Genomic DNA, 18932 nt, shown 5'->3' with positions numbered 1-18932 from the left:
TGGCGCGCCCGCTCGGCGGGCGTCATGGGCTTGCGAGTGCTGCCTGCCGCTGGGGCCGGGGTACTTGGCGCGGTCCCGCGTGCGGCGCTGGTTTGCTCTTTTGGCTCGGCTTTGAAAGCGGTCATAAGGCACACAAAAAGCGGCGTCTCTGCGCTCCGAAGTGGAAACGCGAGACGCCGCCGATTACCCGATGGCTCTAGGTTGTTCTGGTTTCCATGCTGCCGGTCCTAGGCCCGCTCAGCACGGCGACTACTTCACCAGAAAGCAGTATAAGCGTTCATGTAGTGTCAAGGTTAGGTGCCGTCTCTCCGGCTGTCACGCCTAAGCCGTGGCGTTCCGCCTGTACGCTGCCCTAGCGTCACCCCTGAATTTCAGTCGGTACAGGCCGACCGGGGAGCATGGCGGGCATTGGCTGGCCTGGCAGGTCTTGACCCTGCAACCTCTGGTTTTGGAGACCAGTGCTCTGCGGTTGAGCTACAGACCATCGAATACTGAATGTGGGTAGGAATTGATACCTACTCGCGGCACTGCCTGACCCCTGGAACATCTCTCGTTTCATTGCGGTCGTCACCCGCAAACCTGCATCCTCGGCTATGGTCGGGCTTTTCGTGACTTTGCTTCCGAGAGAGGGATGCCGCCCCTGGTTCTCTGCGCGTGTCCATCCACGCCGCCACATTCGATAGCCCAATTATACCACCCCGCCGCGCCGGGTGCTAGCCCTGCCCAGCGTTGCGGATGCTGGCCCGGATTTCCACCGCTTGCAGTGCTGCACGGCAGATCGCCTCTGGCAGTGCGTCGGCGGTAACGGTATTCGCCGCATAGATCGTACAGTGCCATTCGTAGGGCTGCCCCAAGTCCCAGCCGAGCGAGCGGCGCGGCTTATGCGTCAGGATCTTGTGGCACTCACCGAACGAAAGAAAGACCTCGATCGCCGCACCCGGATCGACTGATGGATCACGCGGATCGTCAACACTCCACAACTCAGCTGCTATCAAACGATCACGCATCACCATCTCCAATATTCACAATCCGCCCGACGACGCGCCCGCTGGCGTCGCGTAGCTCTAGCGTGTTGGGCGGCAGATCGCCAGAGTAGAGTACAGACACAGGAACACCGAGATTCCACGTATGCCGCCGACCGTCCGCGCTCACCTCGTCAGCTTTGGGCATGGTCAGGCCCAGCGCAAGCGCCGAGAACGGGGTATCGTCGGCGCTCGGTGCGGCATCCAACACCCGTGCAATCGTATCCCGCCAGGTCTGCCCAGCTTCCGCCCCTGCAAGGCCCGCCTGTGTGATGCGATCGAGATCAGCCGCCGATAGTCCGCATAGGGGATCGTTATCAGGATTTTGGTCCATAGCTCCCTCACTGCTCTAAGACGGTTCTGAGCATCGCCGATGGACGTATATACCCATCATCGCAGATCCAACAACCGGGATCTGCTTCCTCAACTACACGAACGATCTGATTAGTATCCAATACTCGAACGATCGCGCCTGGTTTGACTGTTGTAATTTGATCTTCCATACCCTCAGTATACACCCCGCGTCAAGGATTTAGCGCATCCCAACGCCACAAACTACCGATTATGATGCTCCCGCCGCTCCGGGCGCACCACTTCGCCGCGCTCAACCCGCGTCGGCACCGAGCGCGGCAGATCGAACAGATCTTCCCAGCCGCGCAGCAGCGCCAGCAGCGCCTCGCGGACCTTCATCGCCGCCGGTCGGCGCTCGGCCTGCATGAGCAGCAGCGCCCGCTCGGCCACGCGGGGAGCCAGGCGCTCGGCGAGTTCGTCGAGTCGCGCTTCGGTAACGGGATCGTCTTTGAGGACCGGGCGCGGTGCGGGGGCGATGGTCATGTGAGTCTCCGTGTGATCACATCTTCGGCAATCTTGGCGGCGACGCCGCTCTGCTCCACTTTGCGGGCGGCGTCCTCGTCGGTGGTCCAGACACCTTTGTGATAGGGCGCTTGCTTCTTTTTGTTCTGCACAAGGTCGCTGTAACTGGCTGTGTTCGTCAGCGTCGCGCCGCCTGCGCCGGGCTGGATAATCCACTTGCGGCCCAGCGTCTCGGAGCGCGGATCGCTGCCGCGCCGGTAGGGGACGGTGATCTGCCCTTTCTTGAGCGCCGCAAAAAAGAACCGGCGCTGCTTGGCGCTCGTGAACGGCTGCGGCTTGCGCGCCGCCAGCGGGTAGGGCGTGACCTCGTTTCGGACCTCTTCGGCCACCGCCACGCCAATCACCCGCGCCAATGGCTCCGGGTCGGCCTTGTCCAGGACGGAGAGCACATCGCCGATGTTCACATCAATCGTCAGCTTCATGCTAGTCTCGCTTGCGGCGCTGGGTCACGCCGCACCGGCAGCGCGGATGCCCCGGCGGCAGCGTGTCGGCGTCGGTGACTTGGCCGTTCTTCGGCGCGCACTTCGGGCAGACGCGCTCGTCGTTGTTGGTTTGCCAGATGAACTCGTAGTCCAGTCCTTGCTCCTTCAGATAGTCGTTATAGACTTTCGCCGCCTGCGCGTTGGCCCGCGTGATCTCAGTGGTGGCAATCACATCCGCTTTCGCCGCGCCGAAATAGGGAGCCAGCAGCTGCGCGACCTGCTGCCGTGTCATGCCCGACGTGGCGCGGTAGGTCGTGATGGCTTTGATCAGCGCGTCCCGCGTCGTGCCCGTCATGCCGCCCACCGCACCCGGCACATAGGACGCCGCCCACTCCTGCGCCAGCGCCGCCGCCTGCGCGCCATCCATCGCCACGCCCACCGCATCGACCTGGAGCGCCACACCGCTCACCACGGCATCGACGAGCGCCGGCAGGATCGCCGCCTTGAGCGCGGACTCCAGATCGGTCAGGTCGGGCGTGTCGCCGTCGATCACGGCATCGACCAGCCGCCCGCTGAAGCGCTTCAGGATCGTCTCCACCTCATCCAGCAGCGCCTGCTCCTGGGGTGTAAGCTTCGCTGTCTTGATCTCCACCGCCGTAAACGCCGCCCGCACCGCCGCCGCGTCGTGGGCCTCGCCGAGCGCCTGCCGGATGCGCTGCTGCTCGTCTTTGGGAATGGCCGCGCTCTCGAACTTGACCGCCGCCGCGCTTTTGCCCGCCCGCACGGCCTTGATCACCTTGCGCTCCCAGCGGTCGAGGTCGATGGCTTTCAACTCCTCGGTGGCGTCGGGCGGCACCTCCTCGATCGGGGCGTCCTCTGGCGGCACCTCGTCGGCGATCGGCTCCTCTGGCATCTCGGCTGCCGCTTCCTCCTCCATCGCCGCGATCTCGTCTTCCATCAACAGCGACGGCTCCGAGGTCGGGATCGGCGTGCCCTTCTCCAGTTCGGAGATCAGCATGAGCCCGCGCACGTCGCCGATCGGCTCGTCGCCGACACGCTCACGCAGCTGATCAATCGTCTCGATCTTGGCGTAGAACTCCAGCTCACGCAGTTTCAACTCGCGGTCTTCGGGCCGGATGTCCTTGAACTCGGCCCGGTACTGCTCCCCCCACCAGCGCGGCATGGTCTGTGCGTTGATGTCTTCGGCCAGTCGCACGAGCAGCGGCCACACCGCGCCCGCGATCATGGTCGCCCGCGCCTGCTCCGCATTGGCCCGGTTCGCCCGCTCCGACCAGTAGCCCTGGGGAAAGCCCAGCGTGCGGTCGATCTCTTTCTCGGAGAACTGCCGCCCGGCTAAGAACTCGGCGTCCTTCTGCGTGCGCCCGAACGGCTTATAGTCCATATCGCCCGCCCGCGCCACCGCCACGCCACGCCGAGTGCCGCCAAAGAAGTCACGGATCTCCTGCCGCACGCGGGCCAGATCGCCGTCGAGCGTGTCGCGGGGGATGGTAATCAGGCCATCCGGGACCGCGTTCTGCTCGCGGAAGAAGCTGCGATTCCACTCTGCGGCGGCCAGGTCCGTCTCGATGCCGAGATGTGCCGCCGCTAGGAAGCTCAGGCCGTCGCGCACGTCAAAGATGTTGACCGAGCGACTGAATGTGATGTACTCCGGCGGGATGATAATCGGATCGGCGTCCGGGCGGCTCTTGAAGGCATAGCCGCGTACCAGATCCTTGGCATCCGGCAGCGCGCTCATCATAAACGGCGGGATCGGCCATAGCTCCGCAATTCCACCATCGCCGGGCATCCAGTAGAGATAGGACTTGGAGGCCAGCACGTAGCTCCAGCACCAAAAGCTGATCAGGTAGGAGCGGCCCATGTGCGGGTTTGGGCTTTCCCATAGCAGCTCCAGGTTGTGATTCTCGACATCTTCGAGCTTCTTGCCCTGCCGCTCCTTGACGACCAGTTCGGCGGCGCTGGCCTCGTTGGCAATCGCCTGCAAGTCCGAGTACACCCAGGGCGAGCGGATCGCCGTCTTGGCCCGCTGTTCGTCCTGGCTGTTCGTGTTGCCGCGCGCTTCGAGCACATCCCACCCAGGAAACGACATATAGGACGTTGGCACACCGGAACGCGCCGGGTACAACTCCCCCGGCGCAGGCGGGCGGGCCTTGAACGCGCTGTCCAGCGCCGCGAACGTCGCGCCGACGCGGGAGAACCAGGATGCGGTGCCGCTGCTCATGCTAGGATGCCTCTGTGTTAGATTGCTGTCCGTCTGTCAACTGCTCCAGCGCATAGAAACCGACAAAGGGAGCCAATGCAGCCACAAGCGCTAGCCGCTGCTTCCCCCACTCGCGATCGCTAGAGTCTGGAGACTGCAATGCCTTCTCAATTGTCGGAAGACAAGCACAGAGCTTATCGGTTATGTCGGTAATGTTCACCGCTGCCTCCCCGCCTGATAGCCCGCCTGATAGCCCGCCACGCACCACAGCGCCCACCGCACGCCGACCCCGACCGCCAGCCCGACCAGATAGCACCCGCCCGCCGTGAGCCAGAGCAGCGCCGCGCGGAGCAGATGCAGCGCATGGACGAGGATGGCGCGGAGTCGTTGCATGTTAGGCAGCCAGTCGCTGCACCAGCGACTCCTTGATCTCTTCGAGTTTGTCGATCACGACTTGCACCGCGCCGGGATGTTCGAAGATCAGCACCACTGAGCCCTCGACCGGATAGACCGCTTGCCCTGCCTGCCGCGCTGGGACTTCCCCGCCGATCTCACTTGAGCCCAGGCCCGGCTCCAGCAGCAGCATCGCCGTCTCGCCTACTTCGTGCGGCTGATAGGCTGCCGTGACCGACACCTCACCACGGCCCAGCGTCAAGATCCGCGCACCGTCCCAACTGCCTGTTACCTCGGTCTCGTTGCTCTCGCTCACCATGCACTCCTTTAGCCAAATGCGCCGATCGCGCTACTGGTGCGCCCAACGCCGCTATACGCCAGCGCCAGCGCCATCACATAGTCGTCATGCATCCCGCCCGGCGCGCTGTAGCGGATGAGGCCACTCGGCAGCCGCTCACTCTCATACGCCTCAAGCTCGGCAATCTGCGACTCGTCGGGTAGGATTTGCAACGTTTCGCGCTCAAAGGCCAGCGCTAAGGCGTCGATAATCACGCTCTTGGTCGCGCTCGTCGTCTGGAAGCCGCGCACCCGCAGGCCGTCGCGGCTCAGCTGCTCGACGAGCGGCCCGCCCATGCTATTCATCTCGGCGACGACCGTACAGCGCCCAAACCGCTCCCACATCGCCCACAGCCGCGCCCGCTGGAGTGCGTAATCGGTCGCCGTCATGCGATCAACCGCCACCTGCTGCATCAGCGTCGCGTCGATCACACTGAACACGGTCGCATCGTTCGTGCGGCCCCAATCCACGCCGATGATATAGGCGTGCCCCTCGATCGCCTGCGTCTGCGGTATGGCCGTTGCCTGCCGGCGCACGCCACGAAACACGCCGCCCGCATCCTCGATAAACTCGGCGAGGATCTCCTGCCGAAAGGAGCGCTCCGGCATCGTGCGGTACAGGTGCTCAATCTCCTTCCAGGGCAGATCGGGGTTTTCCAGCGGATGCGGCGCGCGGACCAGGCCCTGCGCCGTAATCGTCGCCCCTAAGCTCGGTGCCTGAAAGAAGACCGTTTCGGGATCGTCGCCCCGCTGCGCGGCCATGCACTCCCGCCAGAACCAGTTGCGACCTTTGGGCGTGCCGCCTGCCAGCAGCCAGCCGTTCGTGTCCATGAGCATGGGCCGCAGCACTTCCACCCAGGCGACTTCGGCAATATCCGCCACCTCGTCGAGGACAATCCCGCCGGCTGTCTTGGACCGGGCATTCTCAGGATCGTCGAGTGAGCGAAAGAGCATCTGCCCGCGCCCAAGCGTGGCGGTCATGCGCGACTGATTGAAGCTGATCACCTCACGCCCCGCCCGCCGCAGCTCCTCCCAGGCTGTGAATACCTGATCATACGTCGGCGCGCCCCACACAATCGGCGTGCCACTCGCCGCCGCCTCGACCATCAGCGAGACAAACAGCGTGGTTTTGCGCCAGCGCCGCCCCGCCGCCAGCCAGGTAAAGCGCCGCCGGTGCGTGCGCACATGCCGCTGGCCGGGATGCGGATAAGGGAGCCTGATACGTTTGCTACTGGTCGCGCCAATCATTCACATACTCGATCTGGATATTGCCGCTATGGTTGAGATTTGCGTCCACACGCTCCCGGTACTTGTCGGGCCGATGCGCCTTGAGCAGCGTAGTCATGAGCGTATCGGAGTACTTACGGATGTACAGCGGGTTGCCGTCGTCGCCGATGATCTGCCCATCCTGATCCCTGCCGACCCGCCCGATCACCGGCTCTTGCACGCCGTCGCGGGCGCGACGCCATGCCTCCCGCTCCAGGCTATCAACCGCCTCGTCGAGCGCATCATCCCACTGCTGCCGAAAGTCGGGATCGGCCTCCCGCCACTCATACACGGTTGATCGGCCAACGCCCGCCGCTGCTACTGCGTCGCTGACATTGCCGCACTTCCGCAACTCCACGAGAAACACCGCCCGCGCGCGTGTACGTGTCCGTTTTGTCTGTGCCCGCCCGGTCATCCTACGCCCCCGCAATCCCAAGATCGTGCTCAAGCTGCGCCCAGAGAGCCCACCATTCCGCCGGCGTGCAGGTAGGCCGGTATCGCCCGCCCGCGATCAACTGCTCACAGTGTCGGCGAAAGGCATCAATACGAATCTTGAGATCCATGTGGGTATCCTCTTCAAATATGCGGTGCTCCGGCGAACATGGGCGGAGCACCGCTGAGCACGCTGGAGCGTTCGAGTTGGATGTGTGCCTGCTGATCTGGCGGCAGCTAGCCTGCCTGCGGAGTGCGTTTGCGGACACACTCCCAAAACGTCCACCAGGGAAAGCCCTTTGGGTCGGTCTTGCCGAGCGTATCAACCTGATAATGCCCGACGACCGGCAGCGGCCCGAAGCGGCCCAGCCATTCGACGACCTGCGCGGCGCACGCCTCGACCTGCGCCGTCGGATACGGGTCGCGCCCGTTGTTCCGGTTCTCTAGCTCGATGCCGAGTGCGATCTTATTCAGCCAGCGATTACCCCACAACGCGCTGCGGCCTACATGCCCGCACGACACGAGGTCATCGGCCATCTTGTAGATCGTGCCGTCCTTCTGGATCAGGCGATGGATCGACAGTCCTTCGGGGTTTTCGACCAGCCATTCGCGGCTATCCGTGCCGGCGGTTGCATGAATCACAATCAGGCGCGGCGTAAGCACCCCGTAGGTGTGCTTCGTCGGCAGATCCGTGATCGCGAGTGGTGGCGTTGCGAAATACATCCTCAATCCTCCCGATCCCACCAGGCCGCGCAGCCCGGCGCAAACAACACCGCGCAGAACAGCGCGAGACAGAGATAACTCACGATCATCAGCGCGCCCGCCGATCGGTATCGAACAGCCCCGCCGCCCGCACCTGCTGGCTCCCGAACTCGGCCAGCGTGATCAGCCAGGTCGAGCGCTTGGCGTGCTGGAAAATCCCCTGCTGCACCCCGAACGCGGCTAAGATCGCGCCGACCGTCTCGACCGGGAGCGGCCAGAGCAGCGCCTGCCCGTCAAACCACTGGCCGAGGAAGTACGCGCCCGCCGCCAGCACAAACGACAGGTAGAACTTGACGAGATCCGGCCACTCGCAGCGGCCAATCAGCGCGGCCAGCGGCACCGAGAGCGCGATAAACAGATTGGTCCAATTCACAACGTCGAGATCCATCTAAGGCGCTCCTAGTAAACGAGCAATGCCGGTCAAAATATCGTCGCCGGTGACGAGCCCGATCAGCGTGAGCAGCAGGCCCATGCCGACCAGGATATAGCGGATCTTGGTGCGCTCGTCCTCCAGCGTGCCGATCCGCGTCTTGAGCGTCGCCATGTCGATCACAATCTGGGGTACGGGCGCAACATCTTTATGTAAACTCTCGACGCGACCTCGGATCAAGTTGAGCTGGGTACGAATCCCCTCAACCCCCCGCCGATCATTGCCGTCAACCAGATCCGATAAGCGCTCCACAGATTCGCGCATATCCGACATAGCGGTGGTTAGTGCCTCTAGGCCAGTCCGTACATCTTGTAGCAATGTTGTCTCAGTTGATGATGTCACAGCCCGCCCCGGTCGTCGTCGTGTCGTCATAGCCCTCGATCATCCGCTCGGCCTCTCTCCCTCTGTGCGGATTAACAAACAACGGCGCAGGGAGCTAGACGAATCAAGCTCCTGCACCGCAGATTTAGTATAGCACCGATTTGACATTCATGCAATCATCATGCCTAGAAATTGCATGAATGTACTGGTATACTACGGATAATCCGCACCGCCGCCCGCGCCCGCCTGGCCCTGCTCGGTGGGCGTTGGTGTGTCAGGACATATAGGTCACTGATGACGATTCGCCACGCAGTAAGTTAAGCGCGAATTGCAGCGCTTCAGCCTTAGCCGCACACTCTGCCCGGTAGGCTTCCTCGCCTGGTTGTTTTCCACGAGCGCACCAACTGTAAAATCGGATCTGCTCTTGAAGTGCGGCTTCAAGCAGGGGGATCGTGAAGTCAAAAATCATGCACTCATCGTCGGCGGGCTGCTCTGGCCCTGAGTCAGACGGATCGCGCTCAATCTGCCCGTCATCAAACAAGTGGTAGCCCATCTCCTCAAGTTGATCGCTTGGATCGTCAATCCCGATCCACCAGTTCGGCTCGGCAGGCTGCCAGTCCGATCCATCGTCGCGCACGGCCCACGCCCGCACACGATAGATATGTGGCGCGGGACTGCCGGGAGCCGCAAACCAGTGGAGCACCGCATAGTGTGCCACATGCGCCAGCGCGTCCTCTTTGGTCATTGGTTCGATCTGTTCTGTCATTATGTCACCTCCACCATAACCCCGTTCCGCCAATACTCGCCGCGTCCGTCCGTCGCCAGCACGCCCGCCTCGACGAGCGCCCGCAGCTTGTTCTGCGCCGCCCGCTCCCGCACGCCCAGCAGCGACTCAACATCTTGCCGCCCGATGCGCCCGCACGTTTCCAGATGCGCGACGATGCGGGCCTCGTCACTCCCCGCACCATAGCGCACGATCGGGACGTGCGGCTCATGCGGGAGCGCAGCCGGGATCGGCGGCGGGGCCGGATCGGGCGTGCGGTCGTCGGGATCGGCCTGCGGCACCGTCGCGGCGTCGTGCGGCGTCGCATCAGGTCGCACGTCCACCGGAAGATCGATCGGTGCGGGGGCATCCTGCGGCGCACCTTCGGAGGCACGAACACGCCACGTCATGCGGGGCCAGATGCGCCACTGCCAGAATCGCAGCCATGCCCAGCGCCGGCGCGTGCGGGGGCGTGCGGTTGGATACCAGAGCCCGCCACGATGTTGCTGCGTGCGTGCGGTCGCATAGAAGTTCATGCTAATCGTACAAATCATCAGCGGCGGCACCGCCGCAAGAAAAGCGATCGGACCAAACTCCCACACCGCATAGACCGACATGATCGACGAGTACACCGTGATCAGGCCGATCGTCGCCCAGGTCCAGGCCGTCGCGCCGTACAGCTCGGCGTAGCGCAGCACGAAGATCAGCAGCAGCTCGATCGAGAGCGATCCCGTGATCGCATACGCGCCCTCCAGGCTGTAGGGCGAGTCGATCTTGAGATGCTTCTTATGGCCCATGTAGAGGGTGATCCACTGATGCACGGTCAGCAGCAGCAGGATCGTATGCTTCGGCGTGAAGAAGTCGAGAAAGCGCCCGCGCTGGTCGTTCATGGCGTCGGCTCCTGTTTTGGCTTACCGCGCCCGCGCCGCGTTTGGCGAAAGCGCTCTACTTCGTCGGCTTCAATCCACCAATCGCGCCCGCGCTTCTCAGCCTTGAGATTGCCGCGCTTAATATGCGCCTGGACGGTTCTAAGGGATAGTCCAAGCACTGTAGCGGCTTGCTCAGTGGTCATTGGTGCGGTAGCCTCGTTCCTGCAACTTCTGCCGCATCATCGTGTGCCACTGCTCAGAGCCCATATGGTCGCGCTGTCCAAGATACGCGGAAATTAATTCTGCATCGCGCTGCATATCAGCGTTGGTTGTCTCATAGATAACGCCACGGTAAGTCGTTCCGCGTGGCATATTCGGATCGCCATCAAGTTCAACAGCATCGTCATACGATCCAGGACTGTCATCAAGGCCGGATTGAAAGCCTGCTGGCAGTTCGCGCCACACATGATCGCTGCCGGAGCCATGCTTCGCTTGAAATTGTTGTACCAGATCGTTCGTCAGATCCTTACGTCGGATGATGATCGTGTTATTCGTCAGCACTGAAATCATTGTCGCTCCCCTTACTTGCTATGTCGTTATTGTACGCCATGACGTACAATAAGTCAAGTGCCTAGAAGGACCAATTTTGTCGAGATTTGGTAAATAAATACCGCGCCCTGCGGCGCGGCTCCCTCCCCTTTTTGGATCAATTCATTTACACCGCGACAATCTGATCATACTCCCGGCTCGCCTGCGTGTAGAGCGTTGATCCGCCCGGCTTGGCTCCGGTCAACACCTCGATAATCTGTTTCTTGCCGAGCGGCGTGGGCTGACTGCGGAGCCGTTTCACGATTTCAGGGTCCAGGATCGCGCCGCTTTTGGGCTGCTGCGAAACCGTTTCGATCGTTTCTAGGTGTTTCGGATGCGCTACCGCAAACGTCGGCATATTTCCCTCAGTTTCACGATCCCGCACCAGATCGATCGCCTCTAGAATATCCCGCTCCCCGCAGCGCAGCGCCTGGAACGGCTGCGGCGTGGGCTGGCGCACGGTCTTGATGATACCCCGGCCCGGCGTGCCGTCGATCACCTGCTGTAAAGCGTTATGATCGACCTTGGAGCCGAACAGCATCGCGACGGCGGTCTGGTCATACGCGCCGAAGTGCGCCCGCGTGACAAACTGCTTGGAGCCGTCGCGCCCGAAGTTTTCCGCCCGCATGTATTGAAAGCCGCCCTGCACCAGCACGCCCGCGCCCCGGCCAATCTGAAGCAACGACCGCAGGTTCTCGGCCAGCGGCGCGTTCTTGCGGGACGCCTCAAGCGCGGCGTTCAGCTCATCGACGATGCAAATCACCACCGGCAGTGTCTCGCCGGTCACGCTGGCATACGCGCTGTAGTTCTCCACGACGCGCTCATAGCGCCGCGACGTGTCCTCGAACAGTTCATAACGCGTGCGGACCATGCCGCCTAGCTCGCCCAACATCTCGGCAATCTCGCCGGGCTCGGTCAGGATGCCGGACTCAAACAGCGCCGAGCGGCTCCAGGTCGCCGACAGTTCGCGCTTATAGTCGGCGGCGTAGAGCTGGAGCGGCACGCCCGCCGCCACCATATGATGCAGCTGCGCGATCATGCTGTTGATCGCATTCGTCTTGCCTGAGCCCGTGTCACCATGGTAGAGCCCATGGTAGCCGTGGCCGAGCTTGAGCTGGAGCAGTTCACCACTCGCCAGCACGCCGTAGGCCAGGTGCGCGGGCTGGATGCGATCCCGCACCCGCGACAGCTCGACAATGCTGGGCAGCTGCGGCGCATCGTCGTCGCGATCTTCGGCCGCTGCCGCAGGAGCCGGCAGCGCATCGCGCACATGCGGGGCGTAGTGCAGCGTGTGCGGGACGTTGACCGCCGGAGCACCGATCGCCCGGCGCGTCTGGTGCTCGTCCGCAATCGAGGCAATCGCGATCGTCGCGCTCAGTTCCCGCACGGGCACGGGCAGCATCCCGTCGCGCGCATAGATCAGCCGCGCCTTGTGCTGCGCGACCGCCAGCGCGTACCATGCGCCCGCACCGGCGACAACCGCCACCGCAGCCAGGACCGCAGCGCCCGCAAACGCGCCCGCACCGATCAGGATGCGGGTCGCACTCGTTTTGACGGGCGCAAGCGCCTGCTGCTGCGCGACATACTGCGCCGCATCGAAGCGCGCACGCTGATCGGCCAGCACACGCTCGGCAGGGGTTTGCCCGCACGAGACGAGCGTAAAGACCACGAGAGCAAAGACGAGGGCCAGCACGAGAAAGGACGCCGAGCCGAGGACGGAGACGCGAGAAGACTTCGATCGCATGAGTAGGCTCCTGTTGGAGCCGCCGGTGTTCTGCTATACTACTGGCGGCGGCTGGTGCTTTCAGTCCGCTAGTCCAGGGCTGGGGCGTCGCAAGCGACCCCGGCCCGAACCATTTACTAGCCGTAGTATAGCACGTTCTACGACAGATCGCGACAGCGCACGACGCCGCGACATGGCGCACGCAGGGCAAACGAAAACCGCCCCGATTGGGGCGGTTTTCGTGTCACATTTTAGACCGCTTGTTGCTGTTCGGCCACCGAGCGCGACGGGAACGGGCCGCGATAGGTTTCCATGACCTCATTCCTGGGAGGGTATTCATCAAACCATTCGACCGACTCACGATACGATTCCGCGTTGCTGTTCGGCTCGTACTGCCGGACCACGTACCAACCTGCACCGTCCTGTTGTTCGTTCATAGTGAACCTCCATAAAAACGCATGTAATCTCGCGCGGCGGCTGCACTCAGGCTGCGCCGCGCGTGCTACAAACTAATCCTGATCTCGCCGTCGCTGGTTTTGACAACAATCTGGCGCGTGCCTGATTCGGTACGTTTGATAATCGCCGGGCCTGCTGCGATCGGGCTGTAGCCGCCATCATTGTCCACAAAGCCAATCCGCAACGGTCGGTCCTGAGCAATCTCAATTTTCTTTGGTGCTTCTCGCTGAGGCTTGCGCCCCGCTCCTGGTGCGCGGGGCTTGCCCGAACGATTGCCGCTCCCATCACCGCCCATGTATTCCTCCTAAAAGTTCAGGTCATCAAGGGTATTGCAATCGTCCTTGTTCGTTCGAATGATATAGTGCGAGGTCCAGCTTGTTACCGCTTCGTTGCTGTCGATGATGTCCGCTGCTTCGTCGGCGTGTTCACGGTCGAAGATAAACGTTTGTTCGATGTTCATTCCAGACTTGACGGTGAACACTTCGAGCTTGTACTTCCCAACCATACCAGCGCCTTCGCTTGCAATCTGCATATCGATGGTCTTCTTGCTTGGCTTAGCAGTCATGTCCGCATCTCCTTATTACTTGCTATGTCATTATTATATCGGAAATTATAATAAAGTCAATATAAATCTGGTAAAGATTTACGGCAATTTCAGGCACAATAAAACCACCCGCCAATGCTGACGAGTGGTACCGCGCCATGTCGCAACCTGTCGCTACCCGCCAAACAACCGCTTATACCACGGTCGCCGCGCCTGTTCCAACTCTTCGCGCAACCGCTCGGCCTCCTGCTCCAGATGCCCCGCCCGCGCCTCAGCGTCGGCAAGTTGTCGCCGTGCGTCAAGCGCATCATCAGTCAGCAGCCGCTGCTGCTCCAGCACGCCGGTCAGCCGCCCGATCTCATGAGAAGCGGCGAAGAGCTGCCGCTCCAGGTCGGCAATGTGCTGGATCGTCGCCTCTGACATAATCTCGGCCTGCGCTTTGGTCTGTGGGCTGAACTGCGCCGCGCGGGCGCGCGCCGCCTCTCCCGCCTGGTACTCATCGGCCAGGCGCTCCACATCCGCCCGCAGATACAACTGCTTGCCGCCCGGCGCGTGGGAAACGTGCAGATTCTTGGTTGCATCGGTAGCCCAGCGCTCGACCGTGCGTTTGCTCACGCCGATCAGCGCGGCGGCTTCTTCGCCTGAGATGTAGTCAGATTCTGGCATAGGGTATACACTAGAAGCGACAGCCTGCGCTGTCAAGCGACGCCGCGACGGATCGCGGTACACTGATTTGGTGAAGATTTCACCACCGAGGGTGGTCAGATCTTCACAAAAGGCGGGGTGGTTTGATAGAATATAGAAGTACCCCGCAGCAAGGAACCAGCATGGCAGATCCACAGGACCGAGGAGCGACGATCCCCGGTACGTTCAGTGCGGTCAATTATGGCGATGCCAGCCGGATCGCCACGCCCGCCGATCATGAGCGTGCCCGGATGATCATGGAACACCGGAAATTCGCCTATAAGGGGATGCTGGCCATCCGCGCCGCGTCCGCGCTGGCCGGGCAGATCTACGCCGAGCATGGGCTGGAGGCGGCGATGGATCTGGCGTCCAGCGTGCCCGAAGAGGACTACCTGCACGACTACCTGCCGAACGCGCCGATCCTCTACAACGACATCGATCCATTTGTGATTGCGTGGAGCCGGCAGCTGCTAGGCGATCGTCCAAACATCGCTTACACGAATGAGGACGTACGCAACATCCAGCAGATCCTTGCCGTTGCGGCCCAACACTTCGGCGCAGCCCGGCGGATCGGCGTCCATGCAACCGGGCTCTGGTATTTCATCGAATCCGACGAGGAGATCCAGGCGATCACGCAGGCGACCTTTGACTTTGCCGCACCGGGATCGCTCAAAACCGTGACCGGCTGGGACGATCCCGGCGACCAGGGCACGACGGCGATCAAGAAGGGCTACCAGCAGAGCGGCCAGACCCTCTACCCACGCTCAGCCGCACAGATCACCGAGTTGATGCGCCCGTGGCAGCCGTACCAGGGCGGACTGATGCCCACGGAGCAGTTCTTTCGCCAGCATGGCCGCTACCGGCAGCTCGACACCGAGGAGAACCAGAACAAGATCGGGTTTGCCGGGCTATTCATCCGACCCTGATGCATCCTGTTGTTGGGCATCGCGCCAGATCCGGTAGGGGCTCGACGGATTGCTGTAGAACGGGTGCTCGGCATGAATGAACTGGTTGGCGACGGGGAACGGCGCGCGATCGGGGATATTCGGCGGCACCCAGAGCAGTGTCAGGGGCCAGAGCTTCGGGAAGAGCAGAATCGGCGGCAATTGAAACGCCAAACAGATCGCCTCAATCACGCGGGCGGTGGGGTTGTCGGCCTTGCCGCTCCGCAGCTTCTGAATAATGTCCACGCTTACATTGTCGCCGTACAGCGCGACATCGCGCGGAAGGAGCGTGCGACCATCCTGATCGCGGTAGGTCGTAAACAACCAATCGACGATCTCTGCCAGCGTCGGCAGTGGCATATCTGGAGAGAGAGTCGCGTTGTCTGTTGGCACAAATAAAAACCCCTTGCGCTACAGGTTGTGGACGTGTAGAATGAGATCAGCCGAATATATTCGGCTCACCCGTATCCTCGAAGAGATTCAGATCGTTTATAGGAACAAGGCACACGATCACCGTTCTGTCACGGCACCCCTCGCCGTGATCGTGTGCCACATATGCAGGACGAACCGATCGCCAGGTCGGGCACCCCCCAAAGGTGAAGGATGGACCATGGACAACCAGGACGTTGTAGAGAGCGTGTGCGCCGAACTCACACTGATGCAGGCACGCAGCGACGAAGCCGCCCGACCCGCGTTTGAAAACCTGATTACTTCGATCCGTCGTGTTGCTTCCGATGCGACTGCAAGCGCTCAACTTGCTGCGCTACCGCCCGCAGGTCTGCTGGCGGGATGGCTGCAAGGGCTTCGATGACCTGAACGATGGCCGGGGAGGCATCCACCAATTCAGTCATAACCGTGCTAGCCGTCGGCGGCAGCCCTTTGTCTTCCGCGTACCACCGAAACAGCCGATCCAGCCAGCGCGCAACCGCGTCGGGCGACGGCTCATCCACGCCATGCATGGGGTCGCGATCGTGGCGCGCAAAGACTTGCGCCATCGCGTAGAGTGTCCGCAGTTCGGGCTCGAAGTGACCACTTAACCAACGTGTAACTTGAGAGGCTTGAACATTGAGCCGCCGGGCAAAGTCCGATTTATTCCAGCCACGCCGATCAATCTCGGCTTCCAGGTTTTTCGCAAATCCGGCAAGTTTTGCATCGCGTTTCGGATCGTTCATCTGCACCCCTCTAGATAGCGTCTTATTATACTAAACGTTTGCACAAATGTATATATTCGTGTCGATTGAGATATTGACATTCATGCAAAAAGGGCGTATGATAATTGCATGAATGTAAAGGATGATCCTATGGAAGAGGTGTATACCAGCGTCACGATCTACCTCCCGCCGAGCCAGCTTCAGGAACTGAAAGCCTACGCCCGAACCCATCACGGCTCGGCATCGCGGAAAAACGCCGGAAACATGAGCGCTGCTGTCCGTCACATCCTCGCTGACTTTTTCGCCCGCCAGCCCGCCGAGCCGTCCGAGACCACCGAAGGAGCCGACCATGAACACCACGCCTGAGACGTGCGGGCACAGCGACGCGAAGTTCGCGTTTCTCGGTCAGATCGACGAGCGCGCGCCGCGTGGGCAGCGCTGGTCGCCAGACAAACTGCTGTGTAAGCAGTGTTTCGCCTTTGCCGTGACCAACAACCTGCATCTCAAGGATCGCCGGCTCTACCCAGCGGCAACCATCGCCTACCTGCGCGAACTGCACAGCCTGGCCATCACGATCGAGGGTCAGCTGGCCGGCACGACGCCGAGCTACCTGGACGGTGCCGACGCGATCCATGCCGTCGCCGTGCAGCACATCGCCGACAACGAGATCGTGCTGGAGCAGATCGCCAGCGGCGAGATCCCGACCGAGACGCAGCTGGCCGAGGAGCGCCGTGAAGCACTGGCGGCGCGGCTGGAGTTCGATCTGGCGGCGTAGGTCATTCATACACCTATGGTACTACGCGGCCTCGTTTTGTAGCGGTGCATTGTTGGTGCAAAAGAGGAAGACGTGAACCGACGAGATCGATTCAATCAATCAAAGTGCGATCGATGTGGGAAAAGCACGCCAGCGCGTCAGAACGGGATCGGGGATCTTTTTGTTCTTTCTGACGAGTTGGGGGAACCACTGACCGATAAGGGCGACTTCTGCAAAGATTGTTGCAGCCGATACAGCCGGGAAAACTGGCTGAAATGGTTTCGCATCCACCGCCCTAGCGTAATCGCCGCCTTCGAGCATCAAGGGAATGAGAGATGACACCTGTTCAGATCGACCTGCTCACCCTGACCACCTGTAGCGCCTACGCCTGCGTTCTGGCGCGGTTCAATCATCGGATCGCGCCCGATCACACCTGGAAGAGTGTTGCCGTGGGCGTGGGTATCTGTCTCGGCTTTGCCCGCCTGCACACCACCAGCCAGCCCGGTGCGACCTGGAACGATCACGAGCGCAACATGCTCCGATCGCTGGCCGTGGGCTGCATCCCGATCGTCCTCTGGCAAGAACTCCGCCGCGACGCCGACCACGCCCGCGCCTGGGCCATTCTGAAAGGACTAGCCACTCATGGGGAGGCCAGCGAGCGATAACGGCACGACGCGCAAGCGCTATCTGGAATTGATTCTTGACGGCCTGCGCTCTCTCAACACGTCCTACACGCCGATCCAGACCGACCTGCGCACGTTACGCGATACGCTCGACGCTCTTCAGGCAGCGCTGCTGCAAAACAAACATCACGAGGCCAGCGCGCACAGCATCGCCGCCAAGCATCACGCCCGGCAGGTCCATGACCATCTAATCGATCAACTGGCACAGCTGGAGCGCGAACTCGGAGGCATTGCGCAACTCGCACAGGAGGGAATCAATCCGCCCGAGGCCAATAGTCGGAGCCGTGCATTCTTCGGAAACGACGAACGGCCTGGCGCAGAACCAAGCCGCTCATCTCCGTCACCTACGTTGGGAAAGGAATAACCCTATGGTAGCACGTCTGATCCGGTTCTTCAAGATCAAAATCTTCCATCACTGCCCGTTCTGTAACGGGCTCGGCTATCACTCGCCGGTCCTGCCGTGCGGGATGTGCCACACGTCGGGGAGGTGGTAGCGATGGCCGCTGATCCCTTGCGCGGCGCAGCACCCCGCGTGCGCCAACACGCACGCCTGAGCGACGCCGAATTGGTCGAGAAGGTGCGCGGGAGCGTACCGCAGCAGCTCCCTGATACGCGCCTGCTGGCCTGTGGACGCTGTGATCGTCCGCTCCAATCCGATAGCGACGGCTTTCTCGCCTGCACCAGCTGTCAACCGCGCTGCTCTTGTCGCGGCCCGATCGTCGTCAGCAAGGACCAGACACGCATCGCACTGATCTGTAAGTTCTGCCGCCGCGCCGCACAGCATCAGCACCAGCCAACGAGGATGCCATGAGCGAGAAGCCGACTACCCCGCCCGACGTGGACTACACGTTCACGGTCCAGGCGACGATCGAGGGCGTGACCGGGCCGCTGGTCATTCGCGCCATGCGAGTCGATGAGATCCGCCGCGCCGTGCACCTGCTGCGCGAGAACCAACTGCTCAACGTGCAGATCCCGGCAGCCTGGAGCTACACGCCCGAAGGCTTGCCGATCTGCCCCAAGCATGGCGTGCCGATGAAGAAGCGCGAGAAGCAAGGCGATGTGTGGCATAGCCATAGTGTCGGCGAGCGAGGCGAGGATCTGTACTGTCGCGGCTATCCCGGCAAAGAGTCGCCGGGCTGGGAGTACTGAGATGAGCACTAAACCGCGCTGTGCAACCTGCAAACAATCGTACCTCCTCATTCCAGCCGATGATGGTAGATGGTACTGCGCACGGCATGATGCACTGCGAAAACAAACCGAACGACTCCTAGAGCGCCTCAAGGCAAAGGAAATTAAAT

Annotated in this window: 30 protein-coding genes and 1 tRNA gene; 6 read left to right on the top strand and 25 right to left on the bottom strand. The window is 61.8% G+C overall.

The genetic code is table 11. The features are described 5' to 3' along the window. Positions 1-409: 409 nt before the first annotated feature. The 22 genes from VFZ66_29900 to VFZ66_29795 form a co-directional block, all read right to left on the bottom strand. Positions 410-484: transfer RNA gene (locus tag VFZ66_29900), tRNA-Trp, on the bottom strand. A 229-nt stretch (positions 485-713) separates the two neighbouring features. Then, positions 714-1007, bottom strand: a complete 294-nt coding sequence (locus VFZ66_29895; GenBank protein HEX6293432.1) for a hypothetical protein — start codon at positions 1005-1007, stop codon at positions 714-716. Beyond that, positions 1000-1356, bottom strand: a complete 357-nt coding sequence (locus VFZ66_29890; GenBank protein HEX6293431.1) for a hypothetical protein — start codon at positions 1354-1356, stop codon at positions 1000-1002. Before VFZ66_29890 ends, VFZ66_29895 begins: the two co-directional genes overlap by 8 nt. 221 nt (positions 1357-1577) lie before the next feature. Next, positions 1578-1856, bottom strand: a complete 279-nt coding sequence (locus VFZ66_29885) for a hypothetical protein (protein HEX6293430.1) — start codon at positions 1854-1856, stop codon at positions 1578-1580. After that, on the bottom strand, positions 1853-2317 hold the full coding sequence (locus tag VFZ66_29880) for a hypothetical protein (protein HEX6293429.1): 465 nt from the start codon (positions 2315-2317) through the stop codon (positions 1853-1855). The genes VFZ66_29885 and VFZ66_29880 overlap by 4 nt, the downstream gene beginning before the upstream one ends. Before the next feature lies 1 nt (position 2318). Next, complete coding sequence (locus VFZ66_29875; GenBank protein HEX6293428.1) at positions 2319-4556, bottom strand: phage portal protein; 2238 nt, start codon at positions 4554-4556, stop codon at positions 2319-2321. 195 nt (positions 4557-4751) lie between these two features. Further along, complete coding sequence (locus VFZ66_29870) at positions 4752-4928, bottom strand: hypothetical protein (protein HEX6293427.1); 177 nt, start codon at positions 4926-4928, stop codon at positions 4752-4754. Position 4929: 1 nt separating this feature from the next. Next, positions 4930-5244 (bottom strand): hypothetical protein, encoded by a 315-nt coding sequence (locus tag VFZ66_29865; protein HEX6293426.1) that lies wholly within the window; start codon positions 5242-5244, stop codon positions 4930-4932. Between the two features lie 11 nt (positions 5245-5255). Next, a complete protein-coding gene (locus tag VFZ66_29860; protein ID HEX6293425.1) occupies positions 5256-6512 on the bottom strand; it encodes a hypothetical protein in 1257 nt (418 codons plus the stop codon). Beyond that, entirely contained in the window at positions 6493-6888 is a 396-nt protein-coding gene (locus tag VFZ66_29855) for a hypothetical protein (protein HEX6293424.1), read from the bottom strand. Before VFZ66_29855 ends, VFZ66_29860 begins: the two co-directional genes overlap by 20 nt. 58 nt (positions 6889-6946) lie before the next feature. Continuing rightward, entirely contained in the window at positions 6947-7093 is a 147-nt protein-coding gene (locus VFZ66_29850) for a hypothetical protein (GenBank protein ID HEX6293423.1), read from the bottom strand. A gap of 106 nt (positions 7094-7199) precedes the next feature. Continuing rightward, positions 7200-7685, bottom strand: coding sequence for an N-acetylmuramoyl-L-alanine amidase (locus VFZ66_29845; protein ID HEX6293422.1), 486 nt, complete (start codon positions 7683-7685; stop codon positions 7200-7202). A gap of 88 nt (positions 7686-7773) precedes the next feature. Beyond that, entirely contained in the window at positions 7774-8112 is a 339-nt protein-coding gene (locus VFZ66_29840; protein HEX6293421.1) for a hypothetical protein, read from the bottom strand. Continuing rightward, positions 8113-8406 (bottom strand): hypothetical protein, encoded by a 294-nt coding sequence (locus VFZ66_29835; GenBank protein ID HEX6293420.1) that lies wholly within the window; start codon positions 8404-8406, stop codon positions 8113-8115. Positions 8407-8749: 343 nt separating this feature from the next. Beyond that, positions 8750-9241, bottom strand: coding sequence for a hypothetical protein (locus VFZ66_29830; GenBank protein ID HEX6293419.1), 492 nt, complete (start codon positions 9239-9241; stop codon positions 8750-8752). After that, on the bottom strand, positions 9241-10128 hold the full coding sequence (locus tag VFZ66_29825) for a hypothetical protein (GenBank protein ID HEX6293418.1): 888 nt from the start codon (positions 10126-10128) through the stop codon (positions 9241-9243). Before VFZ66_29825 ends, VFZ66_29830 begins: the two co-directional genes overlap by 1 nt. 171 nt (positions 10129-10299) lie before the next feature. Then, positions 10300-10677, bottom strand: coding sequence for a hypothetical protein (locus VFZ66_29820; protein ID HEX6293417.1), 378 nt, complete (start codon positions 10675-10677; stop codon positions 10300-10302). Between the two features lie 145 nt (positions 10678-10822). Then, entirely contained in the window at positions 10823-12439 is a 1617-nt protein-coding gene (locus VFZ66_29815; protein HEX6293416.1) for an FtsK/SpoIIIE domain-containing protein, read from the bottom strand. A 230-nt stretch (positions 12440-12669) separates the two neighbouring features. Further along, a complete protein-coding gene (locus VFZ66_29810; GenBank protein HEX6293415.1) occupies positions 12670-12855 on the bottom strand; it encodes a hypothetical protein in 186 nt (61 codons plus the stop codon). 65 nt (positions 12856-12920) lie between these two features. Continuing rightward, the gene (locus tag VFZ66_29805; protein ID HEX6293414.1) at positions 12921-13169 is read right to left on the bottom strand and encodes a hypothetical protein; all 249 of its coding nucleotides are present in this window, start codon (positions 13167-13169) and stop codon (positions 12921-12923) included. Between the two features lie 9 nt (positions 13170-13178). Next, complete coding sequence (locus VFZ66_29800; GenBank protein HEX6293413.1) at positions 13179-13439, bottom strand: hypothetical protein; 261 nt, start codon at positions 13437-13439, stop codon at positions 13179-13181. Positions 13440-13592: 153 nt separating this feature from the next. Continuing rightward, positions 13593-14084 carry a hypothetical protein gene (locus VFZ66_29795; protein ID HEX6293412.1) on the bottom strand — a complete coding sequence of 164 codons (492 nt, stop codon included), beginning with the start codon at positions 14082-14084 and terminating at the stop codon, positions 13593-13595. Positions 14085-14245: 161 nt separating this feature from the next. On the opposite strand from VFZ66_29795, the gene VFZ66_29790 reads away from it, so the two are divergent. Beyond that, the gene (locus VFZ66_29790; GenBank protein HEX6293411.1) at positions 14246-15028 is read left to right on the top strand and encodes an SAM-dependent methyltransferase; all 783 of its coding nucleotides are present in this window, start codon (positions 14246-14248) and stop codon (positions 15026-15028) included. Here the strand turns inward: VFZ66_29790 and VFZ66_29785 are convergent. Further along, positions 15011-15439 carry a hypothetical protein gene (locus VFZ66_29785; GenBank protein ID HEX6293410.1) on the bottom strand — a complete coding sequence of 143 codons (429 nt, stop codon included), beginning with the start codon at positions 15437-15439 and terminating at the stop codon, positions 15011-15013. The genes VFZ66_29790 and VFZ66_29785 overlap by 18 nt on opposite strands. A 314-nt stretch (positions 15440-15753) precedes the next feature. Further along, positions 15754-16218, bottom strand: a complete 465-nt coding sequence (locus tag VFZ66_29780; protein ID HEX6293409.1) for a helix-turn-helix transcriptional regulator — start codon at positions 16216-16218, stop codon at positions 15754-15756. 129 nt (positions 16219-16347) lie between these two features. On the opposite strand from VFZ66_29780, the gene VFZ66_29775 reads away from it, so the two are divergent. The 4 genes from VFZ66_29775 to VFZ66_29760 all read left to right on the top strand — a co-directional run bounded on the left by VFZ66_29775 (position 16348) and on the right by VFZ66_29760 (position 17998). Further along, on the top strand, positions 16348-16563 hold the full coding sequence (locus VFZ66_29775; protein ID HEX6293408.1) for a hypothetical protein: 216 nt from the start codon (positions 16348-16350) through the stop codon (positions 16561-16563). Further along, positions 16547-16972 (top strand): hypothetical protein, encoded by a 426-nt coding sequence (locus VFZ66_29770; GenBank protein ID HEX6293407.1) that lies wholly within the window; start codon positions 16547-16549, stop codon positions 16970-16972. The genes VFZ66_29775 and VFZ66_29770 overlap by 17 nt, the downstream gene beginning before the upstream one ends. A 314-nt stretch (positions 16973-17286) precedes the next feature. Beyond that, positions 17287-17616, top strand: coding sequence for a hypothetical protein (locus VFZ66_29765; GenBank protein HEX6293406.1), 330 nt, complete (start codon positions 17287-17289; stop codon positions 17614-17616). Continuing rightward, positions 17594-17998, top strand: coding sequence for a hypothetical protein (locus VFZ66_29760; protein HEX6293405.1), 405 nt, complete (start codon positions 17594-17596; stop codon positions 17996-17998). Before VFZ66_29765 ends, VFZ66_29760 begins: the two co-directional genes overlap by 23 nt. A 78-nt stretch (positions 17999-18076) precedes the next feature. Here VFZ66_29760 and VFZ66_29755 read toward each other — a convergent pair whose 3' ends face one another. After that, complete coding sequence (locus tag VFZ66_29755) at positions 18077-18325, bottom strand: hypothetical protein (protein ID HEX6293404.1); 249 nt, start codon at positions 18323-18325, stop codon at positions 18077-18079. A gap of 116 nt (positions 18326-18441) precedes the next feature. Here VFZ66_29755 and VFZ66_29750 point away from each other — a divergent pair, with 116 nt between their 5' ends. Then, positions 18442-18783 (top strand): hypothetical protein, encoded by a 342-nt coding sequence (locus VFZ66_29750; GenBank protein ID HEX6293403.1) that lies wholly within the window; start codon positions 18442-18444, stop codon positions 18781-18783. Positions 18784-18932 lie beyond the last annotated feature (149 nt).

The organism is Herpetosiphonaceae bacterium, assembly GCA_036374795.1.
GTDB lineage: Bacteria > Chloroflexota > Chloroflexia > Chloroflexales > Kallotenuaceae > LB3-1.
Note: the sequence above shows the minus strand (reverse complement) of the source record. Positions and strands in the feature narration are given on the sequence as shown.

Coding starts and splice junctions, on each gene's coding strand:
- VFZ66_29840 (HEX6293421.1), bottom strand. CDS start 8,112: ATGGATCTCGACGTTGTGAATTGGACCAATCTGTTTATCGCGCTCTCG.
- VFZ66_29850 (HEX6293423.1), bottom strand. CDS start 7,093: ATGGATCTCAAGATTCGTATTGATGCCTTTCGCCGACACTGTGAGCAG.
- VFZ66_29790 (HEX6293411.1), top strand. CDS start 14,246: ATGGCAGATCCACAGGACCGAGGAGCGACGATCCCCGGTACGTTCAGT.
- VFZ66_29815 (HEX6293416.1), bottom strand. CDS start 12,439: ATGCGATCGAAGTCTTCTCGCGTCTCCGTCCTCGGCTCGGCGTCCTTT.
- VFZ66_29860 (HEX6293425.1), bottom strand. CDS start 6,512: ATGATTGGCGCGACCAGTAGCAAACGTATCAGGCTCCCTTATCCGCAT.
- VFZ66_29810 (HEX6293415.1), bottom strand. CDS start 12,855: ATGAACGAACAACAGGACGGTGCAGGTTGGTACGTGGTCCGGCAGTAC.
- VFZ66_29825 (HEX6293418.1), bottom strand. CDS start 10,128: ATGAACGACCAGCGCGGGCGCTTTCTCGACTTCTTCACGCCGAAGCAT.
- VFZ66_29775 (HEX6293408.1), top strand. CDS start 16,348: ATGGAAGAGGTGTATACCAGCGTCACGATCTACCTCCCGCCGAGCCAG.
- VFZ66_29800 (HEX6293413.1), bottom strand. CDS start 13,439: ATGACTGCTAAGCCAAGCAAGAAGACCATCGATATGCAGATTGCAAGC.
- VFZ66_29750 (HEX6293403.1), top strand. CDS start 18,442: ATGAGCGAGAAGCCGACTACCCCGCCCGACGTGGACTACACGTTCACG.
- VFZ66_29805 (HEX6293414.1), bottom strand. CDS start 13,169: ATGGGCGGTGATGGGAGCGGCAATCGTTCGGGCAAGCCCCGCGCACCA.
- VFZ66_29845 (HEX6293422.1), bottom strand. CDS start 7,685: ATGTATTTCGCAACGCCACCACTCGCGATCACGGATCTGCCGACGAAG.
- VFZ66_29870 (HEX6293427.1), bottom strand. CDS start 4,928: ATGCAACGACTCCGCGCCATCCTCGTCCATGCGCTGCATCTGCTCCGC.
- VFZ66_29895 (HEX6293432.1), bottom strand. CDS start 1,007: ATGCGTGATCGTTTGATAGCAGCTGAGTTGTGGAGTGTTGACGATCCG.
- VFZ66_29765 (HEX6293406.1), top strand. CDS start 17,287: ATGACACCTGTTCAGATCGACCTGCTCACCCTGACCACCTGTAGCGCC.
- VFZ66_29875 (HEX6293428.1), bottom strand. CDS start 4,556: ATGAGCAGCGGCACCGCATCCTGGTTCTCCCGCGTCGGCGCGACGTTC.
- VFZ66_29880 (HEX6293429.1), bottom strand. CDS start 2,317: ATGAAGCTGACGATTGATGTGAACATCGGCGATGTGCTCTCCGTCCTG.
- VFZ66_29890 (HEX6293431.1), bottom strand. CDS start 1,356: ATGGACCAAAATCCTGATAACGATCCCCTATGCGGACTATCGGCGGCT.
- VFZ66_29885 (HEX6293430.1), bottom strand. CDS start 1,856: ATGACCATCGCCCCCGCACCGCGCCCGGTCCTCAAAGACGATCCCGTT.
- VFZ66_29795 (HEX6293412.1), bottom strand. CDS start 14,084: ATGCCAGAATCTGACTACATCTCAGGCGAAGAAGCCGCCGCGCTGATC.
- VFZ66_29760 (HEX6293405.1), top strand. CDS start 17,594: ATGGGGAGGCCAGCGAGCGATAACGGCACGACGCGCAAGCGCTATCTG.
- VFZ66_29780 (HEX6293409.1), bottom strand. CDS start 16,218: ATGAACGATCCGAAACGCGATGCAAAACTTGCCGGATTTGCGAAAAAC.
- VFZ66_29830 (HEX6293419.1), bottom strand. CDS start 9,241: ATGACAGAACAGATCGAACCAATGACCAAAGAGGACGCGCTGGCGCAT.
- VFZ66_29820 (HEX6293417.1), bottom strand. CDS start 10,677: ATGATTTCAGTGCTGACGAATAACACGATCATCATCCGACGTAAGGAT.
- VFZ66_29770 (HEX6293407.1), top strand. CDS start 16,547: ATGAACACCACGCCTGAGACGTGCGGGCACAGCGACGCGAAGTTCGCG.